The sequence below is a fragment of the Tumebacillus sp. BK434 genome, from assembly GCF_004340785.1.
In the GTDB taxonomy this organism is placed as follows: Bacteria; Bacillota; Bacilli; order Tumebacillales; family Tumebacillaceae; genus Tumebacillus_A.
This window is the reverse complement of record NZ_SLXS01000001.1, coordinates 501465-517260: the sequence shown is the minus strand read 5'-3', so window position 1 is coordinate 517260 and position 15796 is coordinate 501465. Positions and strand designations below refer to the sequence as shown.

Genomic DNA, 15796 nt, shown 5'->3' with positions numbered 1-15796 from the left:
ACAACACAATCCCTTCATACTATTCGTAACTCAACTTTCGCAGCATGAAATAGGCAGATAAGCCCTGATGTAATGTAATTGGGCAGAGAAGGAATCCACTGTTGGAGTTGACGCTGAATGTGAGCCGAAAGCTTTTTCTCTGCTTTTGCGACTTGTCGTGGATCAAATCGACCAGTTGCTGTAACGACATGGCCCCGTCTATCGCACCAACTTCGTCAGATAGCAAATCATACAAGCCGCCAAACGAGCCTGTAGATCGCTTGCAAGGCATCCATCACCGCCCGGTGGGTGCGGGCCAACAGTTCCGCAAACGTGGGACGCCCGGAGAAGTCACCACGCAGCACGAGCGTGTTGGCACCTCAAAGAACACCCTGGCACCGCTGTGGCTCTGCGCTACCGGCCGTCCCCTGCACCCTGCACCTTCAGCTCTGCCGGACCCTGCTGGTCACGCGACAGGTGATCTTTTAAACGGTGGTCAGACATTCAAGAATCTCATCTCAAGTTCGTTGTTTCGGCTGGCGGACTTCAGGCTCCAAAAGACCCGCTGCAAAAGAAAGAAACAATAGCGCACCGCTGATCGGGAACAGGACGGCCGGGCCAAACACGTCCGTCACATACCCGCCGATCAGCACCGACAACGGATACAGTCCCAGCACTGCAAACTGCACCATGCCCATCGTGCGGCCGAGCAGATGGTGCGGCACTCGCTGCTGGATCATCGTGATAAACGTGACATTGGAAATTCCCATACAGATCCCGAACACAAGGAAGATCGGCAGAGCCAGCCACACGCTGCCTGCGAGCGGCACCAGCGAAATGATCAATCCTTCGCTCATGCCGAGCAGCAGCGCGTACATACCACGACGCTTCGTGCCACCCATGCGCCCCCCGAGAATGCCGCCGAGCAGTGCCCCGCAGCCCGCAGACGTCAGGATCAAACCGTACCCTTCCGCACCAGATCCAAAAGGCCCGTTGACCAGCGCCGGCAGGGCGATCTCGATCAATCCGCCCCACGTCAAGTTGACACAGGCAAACACGATCAAAAGCACTTGCAGCATGCGCGTCGTGCGCAGCATCGTCCAGAACTTCAGCCTTTCTTCCGACTGTGCAGCAGCATCTTGCGAAGAGTCTTTCGCCTGTGCCTCCGCCTGCTCGATCCCTTTCAGTTGCACGCGACGCCCGGTGTACATGAGAAAAAGGGTGATCCCGGAGATGAGGTAGGTGAGCGCATCAAACGCCATGGCTCCCGATGATTCAAAATTGGACACCACCACACCGGCCAAAGCCGGGCCGAGCAAACTCGCCGTCTGCATCGTAGCCTGGTTCAAACCATTGCCTGCCTGCAGCGCTTCCGGCGGTAGAATATCTCTGGCGATCGAGAAGGAAGCCGGCCGGAACAAGCCGGTGAAAAATCCAAACCCTCCGGCCAGCACACAGAACTGCCAGAAGACGATATGGCCAGTAAAAGCCATCAGAGCCATCAGCCCGATAAAGATCATCCGCATGAAGTCGGACAGCAGCATGATCTGCCGCGGGCCGTATTTGTCGCTGCCCATGCCGCCAAGCACCACGCCTGCGATGCGCGGAATGCCGAAAAACAGCAGCATTTGCCCCAAATCCCGGGCGCTGCCGCTGGCCAGAATCAACCAAGGAATGGCGACCGCATAAAACGCGTCCCCGAGCGTGGAGATCACCTGACCGATGATCAAAAGGCGATAATCTCGATAGCGAAGCACCGAGAACATGCCAGGTTTCTTTTGCTGTGCAGCCGAGACTGCTGCATCTGTAGATACTTTCGACACAGAGGTATCCTCCTTGCAAAATAAGTTCCGTCAGTGGTTCAGTGTAGAATAAATTCCCAATTTATCAAAATCTTTCGTAGATTATGGTACCCCCATTCGAATCAAATAGTCAATATATTTCAAATAACGTGCAATAATTTAATTTAACTATAGATAATGCAAGCGATCGAAGTCCCTTCCATTGAGTAACAAAAGACGGCGCTGCTTCTCGCCTTTGCGGATACATCTTAACGGTCTCATAAGTTGTTGTTTGAGTTACTGAACAATTTCATTGACACACTTACATTATTGGGCTAAATTGGGAGTATAAAGCGAAAATGTAGTACTATTTAAACTATTCTGAACTGATTCATGAGTTTGATATTTAATCGACTGAAATTTTAATTCACCACTTGTGTATCAAAGGAAAGAGAGGTCGCACATGACTACCGATCATTTAGTTGGAGATGCGTTGCTTGAAGAGGACGATATTTTCGCGATTCCTGTCTCGTTTGCTCAACAGAGACTGTGGTTCTTGGAACAACTGAACCCGGGCAGCACGTACAACATCCCTTCCGCACTGCGTTTGGAGGGTCCGCTGAACGTCTCCGCGCTGGAGCAGAGCTTGACGGAGGTGGTGCTGCGCCATGAAACGCTGCGCACCGCGTTTGAAGAAGTGGATGGCGAGCTGATGCAGCTCATCTACCCGACCACTTCGTTTGCCCTGACCTTGATTGAACTGGCAGGGCTTTCCCAAGCAGAGCAGGAGCAGCAGGTTGCGCGCCACATCACAGACGAAGCTGTGCGCCCGTTTGATTTGAAGCAAGGCGGCTTGCTTCGCGCCACACTGATGCGGCTTGCGGATGACCGTCATGTCCTGCTTTTGAACATGCACCACATCATCTCGGACGGCTGGTCGACAGGCGTGCTGATCCAAGAATGCATCACGCTTTACCAGGCGTTTGACCGCGGCGAAGAGTCGCCGTTACCCAACCTGAAGATTCAATACGCGGACTATGCACTGTGGCAGCAAGAGCGCATGGAGGAAAGCATTCTCCCCAAACAGCTCCCTTATTGGAGAGAAGCGCTCGGCGGCGAGTTGCCCGTCCTGAAACTTCCGACCGACCGCCCGCGCCCGTCGGTGCAGCGCTACCAAGGGAAAAAGTTTCAGTTCAACCTGTCTGCCGCTCTGACGCCAAAAATCATTGACTTGAGCCACCGGGAAGGTGCGACGCCGTTCATGACGCTGCTCGCCGCATTTCAAACGCTCTTGCATCGCTGGTCCGGCCAAAGCGACCTTCTTGTCGGCACCCCGATTGCGGGCCGCCGTCGCGGGGAGATCGAAGAGCTGATCGGCTTTTTTGTCAACACGCTGGTTATCCGCACCGATGCGGGCGGCAACCCGACGTTCCGCGAACTGCTCGGGCGCGTGAAAGATGCGACGCTCGGCGCTTTCTCCAATCAGGACATTCCGTTTGAAAAATTGGTCGAAGAGCTCCAGCCGTCGCGCGACATGAGCTACTCGCCGCTGTTCCAGGCGATGTTCGTCCTGCAGAACGGCTCCGTGCCGGAGATCAAGCTGCCAAATCTGACTTTTATCCCGCTGGCGATCGAGACGAATACTTCCAAATTTGACCTGTCGCTGATCCTGACCGAATCGGAGCAGCAGTTCCGCGGCGTGTTCGAATACAACACCGATCTGTTTGATGAAGCGACGATCGAACGCATGTCGCTGCACTTCCAGACGCTGGTCGAGAGCCTGACAGAAGACCCGGATCAACCGTTGTCAGCCCTTGCACTGTTAACGGAGCACGAGAAAACCTCTCTGCTCACCGAATTTTGCAGCGTCGGCCTTCCGCTGAGCGATGTGCCGGTGCCGTTATTGTTCGAGCAGCAAGCAGCGCGCACGCCTGACGCGACCGCCGTCGTGTTTGGCGATCAAAAGCTGACCTACGCAGAGCTGAACACCCGCGTCAACCAGCTCGCACATAAACTGCGCGGCTGGGGTGTAGGACCGGACACGAGCGTCGGCATCAGCGTTACGCGCTCGCTGGAGATGGTCATCGGGATGCTCGGGATCTTAAAATCGGGCGGCGCTTATGTGCCGTTTGACCCGAACTATCCGCAAGAGCGTTTGTCGTACATGCTCGAAGATGCCGCCGTACCCGTGCTGCTGACCCAACAGAGCCTGCGCGATCGCTTTGCTGCTGCTGCGCTCCCCAAGGTCCTGTTCGAACTCGACAGCCAAGCGGACGAACTGCTCACCGAAAGCAGCGCGAACCCGGCTCCGGTGACAGCGCCGGACCACCTCGCCTATATCATTTACACCTCCGGCTCGACCGGCCTGCCAAAAGGCGTGCAGCTTGAACACCGCGGCTTCACCAACTTGACGCTTGCGCAGATTGAACTGCTCGAGATCACCGCTGACACTCGCCTGCTGCAATTTGCATCGTTCAGTTTTGACGCGTCTGTCTCGGAGATTTTTACCGCCTTGCTTGCAGGGGCCACCTTGTACATGGCCCCACAAGCTGAGCTGATGCCGGGAGCCGGGTTGATCTCTTTGTTGCAAAACAAAGAGATCAGCGTCGTCACGCTGCCGCCTTCTGTGCTGAACCTGCTGCCGGCCGCTGGATTCCCGAAGCTGCGCACCCTCATTTCCGCAGGCGAAGCGTGCTCCCCCGCCCTTGTGAACGCCTGGGCGCCGGGACGACTGATGATCAACGGCTACGGCCCGACCGAAACGACTGTCGCCGCTGCGATGGGACGACTGGTGCCGGGCGAAACGCTGCACATCGGACGCCCGCTGCAAGGCGCGGAAGTCTACATCCTGGACGAGCACCTGCAGCCCGTTCCGGTCGGTGTGGTCGGCGAGATCTACATCGGCGGCATCGCTGTGGCGCGCGGCTACCTGAACCGCCCTGAGCTGACGAAAGAGAAATTTATTCCGCATCCGTTCTCCGAACAGCCTGGGGCACGCCTGTACAGATCGGGCGACCTCGGACGCTGGCTCGCAGACCGCAACATCGAATACCTGGGCCGTCTGGACCACCAAGTGAAAATTCGCGGCATCCGCATTGAAATCGGCGAGTTAGAAGCGGCGATCCTCCAGCACCCGTCAGTGAACGAAGCGGTCGCCCTGACGCGCGAAGATGTGCAAAACGGCAGCGTCCTGATCGCCTATATCGTGCCTCATCAGGGCCTGGCGCTCTCCGCCTCCGATCTGCGCGACTACATGCAGGAAAAAGTGCCGCAGCACATGGTGCCTTCTTTCTTCGTTCTGCTCGATGAAATGCCGCTGACTTCCAACGGCAAAGTCGACCGCAAAGCATTGCCGCTGCCCGACCTGCGCTCGAATGCGCAGGAATTCGTTGCGCCGCGCACCGCTGCGGAAGAGCGCCTGGCCGAGATTTGGCGCACGCTGCTTCATGCGCCGCAGATCGGCGTTTACGACAACTTCTTTGAACTCGGCGGCCATTCGCTGCTCGCCGCGCAAATGACAACGCGCATCCGCGAAGTGTTCGCTCTTGACCTGCCGATGCAGGTGCTGTTCGAAGCGCCGACCGTAGCGCGACTCGCCAAACGGATCGAGGACTTGCAGCAAGCGGGCCACGGCCAGACGCTCGCACCGCTCGTTCCGGTCGGGGATCTCGCCGAACTGCCACTGTCTTATGCCCAGCAGCGTGTTTGGTTCTTGCAAACGCTTGAGCCAAACAGCGGCGCTTACAACATCCCCGGCTCGCTGCGCTTGAAAGGCGATCTCGATTTTTCCGCGTTGGAGCGCAGTTTCCACGAGATCATCTCGCGTCATGAGTCACTGCGCACAAGCTTCATCTCGGTAGAAGGCGTGCCGCAGCAAGTGATCGCGGCCAATGCCAAGTTCGAGCTCGCGATTGTCGATCTGCAAGGGCACGCGGAGCCGGAAGCAGAAGCGAACCGCCTCGCCCGCGAAGAAGCGCTGGCACCGTTCGACCTGGAACTTGATTCCCTCCTGCGCGTGAAGCTCCTGACGCTGTCCGGCCAAGAGCAGATCCTGCTGATCACCTTGCACCACATCATCTCTGACGGCTGGTCGATGGGCGTGCTGATCGAGGAGTTCACCACCTTCTACAGCGCGTATACTTCGGGCCAGGCTCACTCCTTGCCGGAGCTTGCCGCGCAATACAAAGACTACTGCGTCTGGCAGCGCGACTGGCTGCAAGGCGAGGTACTGCAAAACGAGCTCTCCTATTGGGAAGAAAAAATGAGCGCACCGCTTCCGCTCCTGGAGCTGCCGCAAGACAAGCAATACGGCGCGCCTGCAGGCACCGAAAGCGGCGTAGTGTCGCACCGGCTTTCAACTTCGATCACCCAAGCGCTGAAAACGCTTGGCCAGCAAGAGGACTCCTCGCTGTTCATGACACTGCTCAGCGCGTTTAATCTCTTGCTGCACCGTCTGTCCGGCCAAGAGGACATCATCCTTGGCACCCCGATTGCCGGACGCCCGCACGCGGAAACGGAGAAGATGATCGGCTTCTTCTTGAACACGCTGGCGCTGCGCACCGACCTGAGCGGCAACCCGAGCTTCCGCGAACTGCTCGGCCGTGTGCGCGAAACGGTGGTCGGCGCTTTTGCGCACCAGCATTTGCCGTTTGAAAAATTGGTCGAAGAAGTCCAACCGGAGCGCGCAGCAGGCCGCAACCCGCTGTTCGACATCCTGATCAACATGAACAACACGCCTCAGCACTCGCTGGAACTGCCCGGCCTGACGCTTGAGCCGCACGGCGGCATGGGGACCGATTCGAAGTTCATGATGACCCTGTACCTCACCGAAACGGACGGCGGGCTCGATTTGAACCTGATGTACCGCAAAGACCTGTTTGCCGACGCGCGGATGACCGTGTTTGTCGATCAACTGGCCGGCCTGCTCGAACAGATCGCCGCACAGCCGGACGCTTCGCTCAGCTCCTATTCCCTGCTGACCGCTGCCGCCCGCCCGCTGTTGCCAGACCCGGCGCTCGAACTGCCGGAGCCGACGCACCCTTCTGTTGCCGCGCTTGTGGCTGCAATTGCCGAGCGCACGCCGGAGCAGGTCGCCGTCTCGCAAGGCGACCGCGCCTGGACCTACCGCGAATTGCAAGCGCATGCCGATACGCTGGCCCAAGCGCTGCTCGCATCCGGCCTGCAGCCAGGACACACGGTCGCGCTCTATGGAGTGCGTAGCTTCGGCATGATCGCCGGGATGCTCGCGGTGCTGAAAAGCGGCGGCGTGATGCTGAACGTGGATCAGACCCTTCCCTTGCAGCGCCAACTGACGATGCTGCAAGAAGCTGACACGAAACACCTGCTCTGCATCAGCGACCGCCCCCTTTCTGCGCTCGATCCGCAAGTGAGCGCCTATCCGCTGCTCGCCGTCGATCCGCACAGCGGCCAGTTGCTGCAAGAGGTGACCCTGCCTGCACAAACAGAATGGCCGCACCTTGCGCCTGACGCTCCGGCATACCTGTTCTACACCTCCGGCTCGACCGGGGTGCCCAAAGCGGTGCTCGGCACACACAAAGGGCTCAACCATTTCCTGAGCTGGCAGCGCGACACGTTCCCGCTCACGGCGGTGGACCGCGTGGCGCAATTGATCAACCTGTCGTTCGACCCGATCTTGCGCGACATCTTCCTGCCGCTGACCAGCGGTGCAACGCTCTGCCTGCCGCGCGTGCTGGACGACCTCGGCGCCGATACGGTGCTGTCCTGGCTGGCCGATGAAAAAATCACCGTGCTGCAAACCGTTCCGTCGCTCGCCATGTCGTGGCTGACCTACAAAACACAGGACTACGCCTTGCCCTCCCTGCGCTATGCCTTCTTCTGCGGCGAAAAGCTGTCTGACGTGCTGGTCAGCTCCTGGCGCCAGGCATTCCCGGCAGGCGACATGGTCAATCTGTACGGCCCGACCGAAACGACGATGGCAAAAAGCTTTCACATCGTGCCGGACACCGTGCTGGCAGGCACCCAGCCGGTCGGCCAAACGCTGCCGCAAACGCAAGCGCTCGTGCTGAACGGGCAAGGACAGCTCTGCGGCATCGGCGAACCGGGCGAGATCGTCCTGCGCACCCCGTTCCGCACGCTCGGGTACCTCAACGCGCCCGAAGAAGCAGCGAAGCGTTTTGTGCAACATGCTGCCACAATAGACCCGCGCGACATCGTCTACCTGACAGGCGACCGCGGCCGCTACCGTGCAGACGGCACGCTGGAAGTTCTGGGGCGGATCGACAATGAAGTGAAAATCTCCGGGGTGCGCATTCAGACCACGGAGATTGAAGCAGCGCTCTTGCACCACCCGGATGTGGCGCATTGCGCCGTCGTCGATTGGAAGAACGAGCAAGGACTGACGTTCCTCGCCGCCTATGTCGTGATCAAACCGGAGCGTGAAGTCGGCCCGCTTGCCTTGCGCAAATTTATGGAACAGCGTCTGCTTGCGGCGATGGTGCCAAGCAGCTATGCCTTCCTCGATCAACTGCCGCTGACCAGCAGCGGCAAGATCGACCGCAAAGCGCTGCCGATGCCGGAGCTGTCATCAGCCGACCTCGAAGCTTCCTATGTCGAGCCGCGCACCGCAACGGAAGCCAGCCTCTCCACGATCTGGGCCAGCCTGCTGAAACAGGAAAAAATCGGTGCGCACGACGACTTCTTTGCCCGCGGCGGACATTCGCTGCTCGCCACGCAGCTGATCTCGCGCATTCGCCAGCAGTTCCAAGTCGAACTGCCGCTCGGCACAGTATTTGCAACACCTGTGCTCGCCGACTTTGCGGCGCGCCTTGACGAACACTTGGCAGACGAGACATCGGGCACGCACGCCAAAACTGCCGTCCCGGCGCTCGTTCCGGCCAACCGCAGTGCCAACCTGCCGCTGTCCTTCTCGCAGCAGCGTCTGTGGTTCCTCGATCAGTTTGAGGCGAACAACGACGCCTACCACATTCCGCTTGCTGTCGGCGTGCACGGCCCGCTCGACCTCGCCGCGCTGGAGCAGAGCTTCCATGAGATCCTGCGCCGCCACGAAGCGCTGCGCACCCAGTTCCACACCGTGGATGGCGAGCCGGTGCAAGTGATCTTGGAAAAAGCTGCCCTGCCGCTGTTCGTTTATGACCTGAGCGGTTTGACGAAAGACGAGCAGGAACGTGAAACGGAACGATTGATCGCAGAGACTACGACCCGTCCCTTCCGTTTGGACACCGATTTGCTCGTCCGCGTCAGCCTGATCAAACTCGCGCCTGAAGAGCATGTGCTGGCGCTTGTGATGCACCACATCATCTCGGACGTCTGGTCGATGGGCGTGTTCCTGCAAGAAGTGTCTGTGCTGTACGCAGCCTTCTCGGAAGGACAAGCATCGCCGCTGTCCGACCTGCCGATCCAATATGCCGATTACGCCGTCTGGCAACGCGATTGGCTGCAAGGCGATGTGCTCGCGGAGCAGGTCCACCACTGGAAAAAGCACTTCAGCGGCGACCTGCCCGTGCTGGAACTGCCGACCGACCGTCCGCGTCCGGCAGTGCAGACGTACAAGGGCGACACCCGCAGATTTGCGCTTACCCAAGAGCTGCACCAGCGTCTCCTGGCGTTTAGCAAAGGCGCAGGGGCCACGCTGTTCATGACGTTGTTCTCCGCCTTCAACACCATGCTCCACCGCTACTCGAACCAGGAGGACATCATCCTCGGCACGCCGATCGCCGGTCGTCATCGCAGCGAAGTGGAACCGTTGATCGGCTACTTCGTCAACACGCTGGCCCTGCGCACCGACCTGAGCGGCAACCCGACGTTCCGTGAACTCGTAGCACGCGTGCGCGATGTCGCCTTGGGCGCGTATGCCAACCAGGACCTGCCGTTCGAAAAATTGGTCGAAGAGCTCGGCCTCGTCCGCGACAGAAGCCGTCATCCGCTGTTCCAAGCGGTGTTCATGCTGCACAACACGCCGCCGCGCGACATGCGCTCGTCGCATCTCACCTTGCGTGAAAAGACGGTCGGTCGCAGCGCAGCGAAATTTGATCTCAACCTGTCGATGATCGAGTCGGAAAACGGCGTGTCTGCTGCCATCGAGTACAACACCGACCTGTTTGACGCGTCGACCATCGACCGTCTCGCAGAGCATTTTGTCAATTTGCTGGAGAGCATCCTCGAGCAGCCGGAGCAGCCGATCGGCGAGCTGTCCTTCCAAAGCGAAACGGAGCTGCACCAACTGCTGACCCTATGGAACGACAACGCGGCGCACTACCCGCGACTGACCTTGCCGCAGCTGTTCGAAGCGCAAGTCAACAAAACACCCGACAGCATCGCCCTGATCGACGGAGAGCGCCGCTTGACATTTGCCGAACTGAACGAGCGTGCCAACCGACTGGCACATTACCTGCAACACCGCGGCATCGGCACCGAATCGCTGGTCGGCCTGTGCATGCACCGCTCACAGGAGATGCTGATCGCACTCCTCGGCATTTTGAAGGCAGGCGGGGCCTACGTTCCGCTCGACCCGAGCTACCCGATCGAGCGCACGCTGTACACCCTCATAGATGCCAATGTCGCCCTGCTCTTGACCCAAGAGTCGCTGCTGAAACATCTGAGCGGCTATGCAGGCGAGACGATCTGCCTCGAACAAGCGGCAGCCGAGATTGCGCAACAGTCTGACGACAACCCGGTCACCACGACGCAGGGGCACCATCTCGCCTATGTCATTTACACCTCCGGCTCCACCGGCCGTCCAAAAGGCGTGGCGGTCGAGCATCGCAGCGTGAGCACGCTCGTCCAGTGGGCGAACGACCTGCTCACTCCGCAAGACTATGCGGGCATGCTGTTCTCGACATCTGTCTGCTTTGACTTGTCCGTATTTGAAATGTTCGTACCGCTTTCACTCGGCGGCAAAATGATCCTCGCAGAGCATGCGCTGCATCTGCCGCAGCTCGCAGCGCGGGACGAAGTGACGCTGATCAACACCGTGCCGTCATCCATCGCGGAGCTGGCGCGGACAGGCGGGATTCCGTCCTCGGTGACGACGATCATCCTCTGCGGCGAGCCGCTGAAGCGCGCCGTCGTGCAGAGCCTGCATGACGTTCCGAACGTGCACAACGTCTACAACCTGTACGGCCCGACCGAAGACACCGTCTACTCCACCGTCGCTTTGATGGAGCGCGGCCAAACGGGCACCCCGGTGATCGGACGCCCCCTGCCCGGAACGAAAGCATACGTGGTCAACGCCCACCTGCAGCCAGTACCGGTTGGCGTGGCGGGCGAATTGCTGCTCGGCGGCGACGGATTGGCGCGCGGTTATCTGCACCGCCCCGATCTGACGGCCGAGAAATTTATCGTAAGTCCGTTCAGCAGCGATCCGAACGAGCGGCTGTACCGCACCGGCGACCTGGTGCGCCGCTTGCCGGACGGCACGCTCGACTACATCTCGCGCCTCGACCATCAAGTCAAAGTGCGCGGTTTCCGCATCGAACTTGGCGAGATCGAAGCGGTGCTCGGCGCTCACGAGTGCGTGCAAGACGCAACGGTCATCGTTCGTGAAGATACGGCCGGCGACCAGCGCATCGTCGCCTATGTGGTCGCGGCAGGACATACGGAGCCGACGCAGGCCGAACTGCGCAGCACCGTCAAAGAAAAACTGCCGGATTACATGGTGCCGACTGCGTTCGTCCTGCTCGAAGCCTTGCCGCTGACACCAAACGGCAAAGTCGACCGCCGCGCCCTCCCGGCGCCGGAAGCGTCGTCCTTGGAACGCGAAAACGAGTATGTCGCGCCGCGCACCGAAACGGAGCAAACACTGGCCGCGATCTGGTCTGACCTGCTCCGTGTCGAGCAGGTCGGCCTGTACGACAACTTCTTTGCGCTCGGGGGTCACTCGCTGATCGCCACGCAGATGATCTCGCGTGTCCGCCAGGCGTTCCAGATCGAACTGCCGCTCAGCCTGCTGTTCGAAGTGTCGGTGCTCGCCGATTTCGCCGAACGCATGGCCAGTGTTCGAGGAAATGCTGAAGCATCCGTTTCCGCGATCACGCCTGTTCCTCGCCGTGCCGATCTGCCGCTGTCCTTTGCCCAGCAGCGCCTGTGGTTCCTCGACCAGCTCGAACAAGGCTCCAGCACCTATCACATCCCGATGCTGGTGCGCCTGAGCGGTCCGCTGAACAACTCTGTGCTGGAAGCGTGCTTCCGGGAAGTCGTGCGCCGGCATGAAGCATTGCGCACCAACTTCTTGTCGGTGGACGGCGAAGCGGTGCAAGTGTTCCGCAAAGAGGCGGACATTCCGCTTGTCCTGCATGACCTTAGCCCGCTTGCAGCAGATGAGCAAGAGCGGGCGATCAAGCGCCTGACCCGTGAAGAAACCAGCCGTCCGTTCCGCTTGGCATCCGATCTGCTGATGCGCACCGCCTTGCTGAAACTGGCAGCGGACGATCACATTTTGGTGCTGACGATGCATCACATCGTGTCTGACGCCTGGTCGCTGGGCGTGCTGATCCAAGAGGTCACCGCCCTGTACGAAGCGTATGCGCAAGAGCTGCCTTCGCCGCTGCAAGACCTGCCGATTCAGTATGCCGACTATGGCGCCTGGCAGCGCAATTGGCTGCAAGGCGATGTCCTGCAAGGGCAGATCGACTATTGGAAGTTCCAGTTCAGCGGCGAATTGCCGGTGCTGGAGATGCCGACCGACCGCAAGCGTCCACCGGTGCAATCGTTCCGGGGCGCGATCTACGGATTCGATCTGCCGCACGAAGTGCACGAGGGGCTGCTCGCGTTTGGTGAGCAAGAAGGCGCGACGCTGTTCATGACCTTGTTCGCAGCGTTTAACACCTTGCTCTCCCGCTACTCCAGCCAAGAGGACATCATCCTCGGCACTCCGATCGCGGGACGCCAGCGCGCAGAGATCGAACCGTTGATCGGCTTCTTCGTCAACACCCTGGCGCTGCGCACCGACCTGACCGGCAACCCGTCGTTCCGCGAGCTGGTCAAGCGCGTGCGCGATACATCGCTTGGCGCGTATGCGCACCAAGACTTGCCGTTTGAATATCTGATTGACGAATTGCAGCTTGAGCGCGACTTGAGCCGCCACCCGCTGTTCCAAGTCATGTTCGTCTTGCAAAACACACCGATGCGCGAAGTCCACACCTCCGACCTGACGTTTGGGTCTGTCGAACTCGATCACAGCACCGCCAAATTTGACTTGCAGCTGACCGTCTTCGAAACGGAACAAGGCCTGCGCGCCGCGTTTGAATACAGCACCGATCTTTACAACCGGGATACGATCGAGCGGATGGCGACGCATTTTGCCAACTTGCTCACTTCCCTGCTCCAAGCTCCTGACCGTGCCATTTCCGAACTGCCGATTCTCAGCGATGAAGAGCGTCACCTGCTCCTCTACGGCTGGAACGACACCGGAGTCGAGTTCCCGCGTGACACCCTGCTCCACGAGCTGTTCGAAGCACAAGCGGCGCAGACGCCGGAGCGCATCGCCTCGATCTACGGCGATGACACGATGACCTATGCGGAGCTGGAAGCGCGTGCCAACCAATTGGCGCACTACCTGATCGCCCAAGGCGTCGGGCCGGATGTGCCGGTCGGGGTCTGCATCGAGCGCTCCCACCACCTGGTCGTCGCTTTGATCGGGATCTTGAAAGCAGGCGGCGCATTCATGCCGATCGACACGGAAGCGCCGACCGCCCGCATCGCGCAATTGGCAGAGGAAGCGAGCGCGCCGGTCTGCCTGACCCAAGCGCACTTGCGCGACAAAATGCCGGAAGACGTCTGCTCGTTCGTGTACGTCGACGAGCAGTGGGATGACATCTCCAACCGCTCGGCCGACAAGCCGCAGCTCGAACTGACGCCGAAGCATCTCGTCTCCATCTATTACACGTCCGGCTCGACCGGCAAGCCAAAAGGCGTGGCCAGCACGCACGAAGGCTGGGTCAACCGCATGTGCTGGATGCAGCGTTACCACCAGCTGCGCCAGGACGAGACCGTTTTGCAAAAAACGACCCTGACGTTCGACGACTCCGCAGTCGAGTTCTACTGGCCGCTGATGGTCGGCGCGCGCATCGCGCTGATGGCGCCGGGCGATCACCGTGATCCCCGCGCGATCCTCGACGCTGCGATCAAGTACCAGGCGGCCGCTGTGCAGTTCGTTCCGAGCATGCTCTCCATGGTCGTGGAAGCGATCACACCGGAAGACCGCGCACAATTGGACTGCCTGCGCAACGTCGTCTCCAGCGGCGAAGGCCTCCAGCCTGAGCTTGTGCGCCTGTTCCAAGAGCGCATCGGCTGCCGACTGCACAACACCTGGGGCGCGACCGAAGTCTCGATCGACTCCACGGTGCAGACCTGCACGGAGGCGGATGCGGCAGATGAAGGATATGTCTCCGTCGGACGCCCGATCGACAACAACCAGGTCTACGTGCTGGACAGCAATCTCCAGCCTGTGCCGATCGGCGTTGTCGGCGATCTGTATCTGGCTGGCATCGGCCTGGCCCGCAACTATCACAACAATGAGGCGCGCACAGCAGAAGCGTTCGTCAGCAACCCGTTTATCCCCGGCGAGCGGATGTACAAAACGGGCGACCGCGGCTACTTCCGCACCGACGGCACGATCAAATTTGTCGGACGTCAAGACAACCAGATCAAAGTGCGCGGGATGCGCGTGGAGCTTGGCGAGATCGAAACGGTCGTCGGCCAGCATCCGGATGTGCGCGAATCGGCTGTCATCGCACATGAATTTGTGCCGGGCGACAAACGCCTCATCGCCTACGTCGCACCACATCATGAAATCGAATTGAACATCGCCGACATCCGCGCGTTCATGCAAGCGAAACTGCCGGAGCACATGGTGCCGTCGTTCTTCGTCGCGCTCGACAAAATGCCGCTCACGGCAAACGGCAAAGTCGACCGCCGCGCCTTGCCGATCCCAAGCGACGGAAGCTTCTCCCGCGACGTCGAATATGTCGCGCCGCGCGACATGCTGGAAGTGCAGATCGTGCAGGTATGGGAAGACCTGCTTGGCGTGCGTCCGATCGGCATCCGCGACAACTTCTTCTCGCTTGGCGGCCACTCGCTGCTCGCAGTGCGCCTGATGTCCAAGCTGCAAAACCAATTCAAAAACGACCTGCCGCTGGCCGCTCTGTTCCAAGGCGGCACGATTGAACACCTCGCCGCGCTAATCCGTAGAGATCAGCAAGAACAAGGCGAAGTAAAATCGCTGATCGGCTTTAAAACCACCGGTTCCCGCACGCCGTTCTTCGTCGTGCATGAAGGCACCGGAGGCGTGCTCGACTACGTGGAGCTCTCCCGCACCATGGATCCGGAACAGCCGCTCTATGCATTCCAGGCGCGGGGAATGCAAGATGACCGCCCGGCGCACGCCAGGATCGAAGAGGCAGCGGCCGCCTACATCCAGGAGATGCGCGAGTTGCAGCCTGAAGGCCCGTACTACCTCGCAGGCTACTGCTTCGGCGGCATCATCGCTTACGAGATGGCGCGCCAGCTGCGTCTGCAACAGCAAGAGATCGCCTTGCTGGGGCTGTTTGACTCGATCGTGCCAAACGTTCACGCCGAGCCCGTCTACCATGACGAAAAAACATTTGCCCTCTGGTACGTTCGCAAAAACGCCCGCGCTCTCGGCCAGGAGCTCCCGCCGGAACTCGATCGGTTGCAAGCGTTGGACACGAAGCAATTGCACCAGACTATCTTTGAAAAAGCAAAAGAGCTGGGCCTGTTGCCGGAAGATGTCGGACTGCTCCAGTTCAAGCGCTTGCTGAAAGTGTACAAAGCGATTAAAGACGCACATGACAGTTATGTGCCGGAGCCGTATCCGAGCACCCTGACGCTGTTCCGTGCTGAAGATCAGCCGCCGCACTTCACCGACTTGACGCTCGGCTGGGGCGCTGTGGCCAAAGAGCTGCGCATCATCGATGTGCCGGGGAACCATGAAACGATTGTCAAACAGCCGCATGTGGAGATTTTGTCCCAACAACTGAAGTTGCTGCTTCCTCAAGACAAATAAGGAACTGCACGCA

General features: G+C 59.6%; 2 protein-coding genes and 1 pseudogene. 1 reads left to right on the top strand and 2 read right to left on the bottom strand.

Features of this window, described 5'->3' with window-relative positions; all coding sequences use genetic code 11:
• Nucleotides 1-30: 30 nt before the first annotated feature.
• Nucleotides 31-247, bottom strand: a pseudogene (locus tag EV586_RS21780) (IS4 family transposase); the annotation flags it as partial.
• A gap of 250 nt (nucleotides 248-497) precedes the next feature.
• On the bottom strand, nucleotides 498-1802 hold the full coding sequence (locus EV586_RS01730; protein ID WP_132943344.1) for an MFS transporter: 1305 nt from the start codon (nucleotides 1800-1802) through the stop codon (nucleotides 498-500).
• A 421-nt stretch (nucleotides 1803-2223) separates the two neighbouring features.
• Here EV586_RS01730 and EV586_RS01725 point away from each other — a divergent pair, with 421 nt between their 5' ends.
• On the top strand, nucleotides 2224-15783 hold the full coding sequence (locus EV586_RS01725; protein ID WP_132943343.1) for an amino acid adenylation domain-containing protein: 13560 nt from the start codon (nucleotides 2224-2226) through the stop codon (nucleotides 15781-15783).
• Nucleotides 15784-15796 lie beyond the last annotated feature (13 nt).

Coding starts and splice junctions, on each gene's coding strand:
- EV586_RS01725 (WP_132943343.1), top strand. CDS start 2,224: ATGACTACCGATCATTTAGTTGGAGATGCGTTGCTTGAAGAGGACGAT.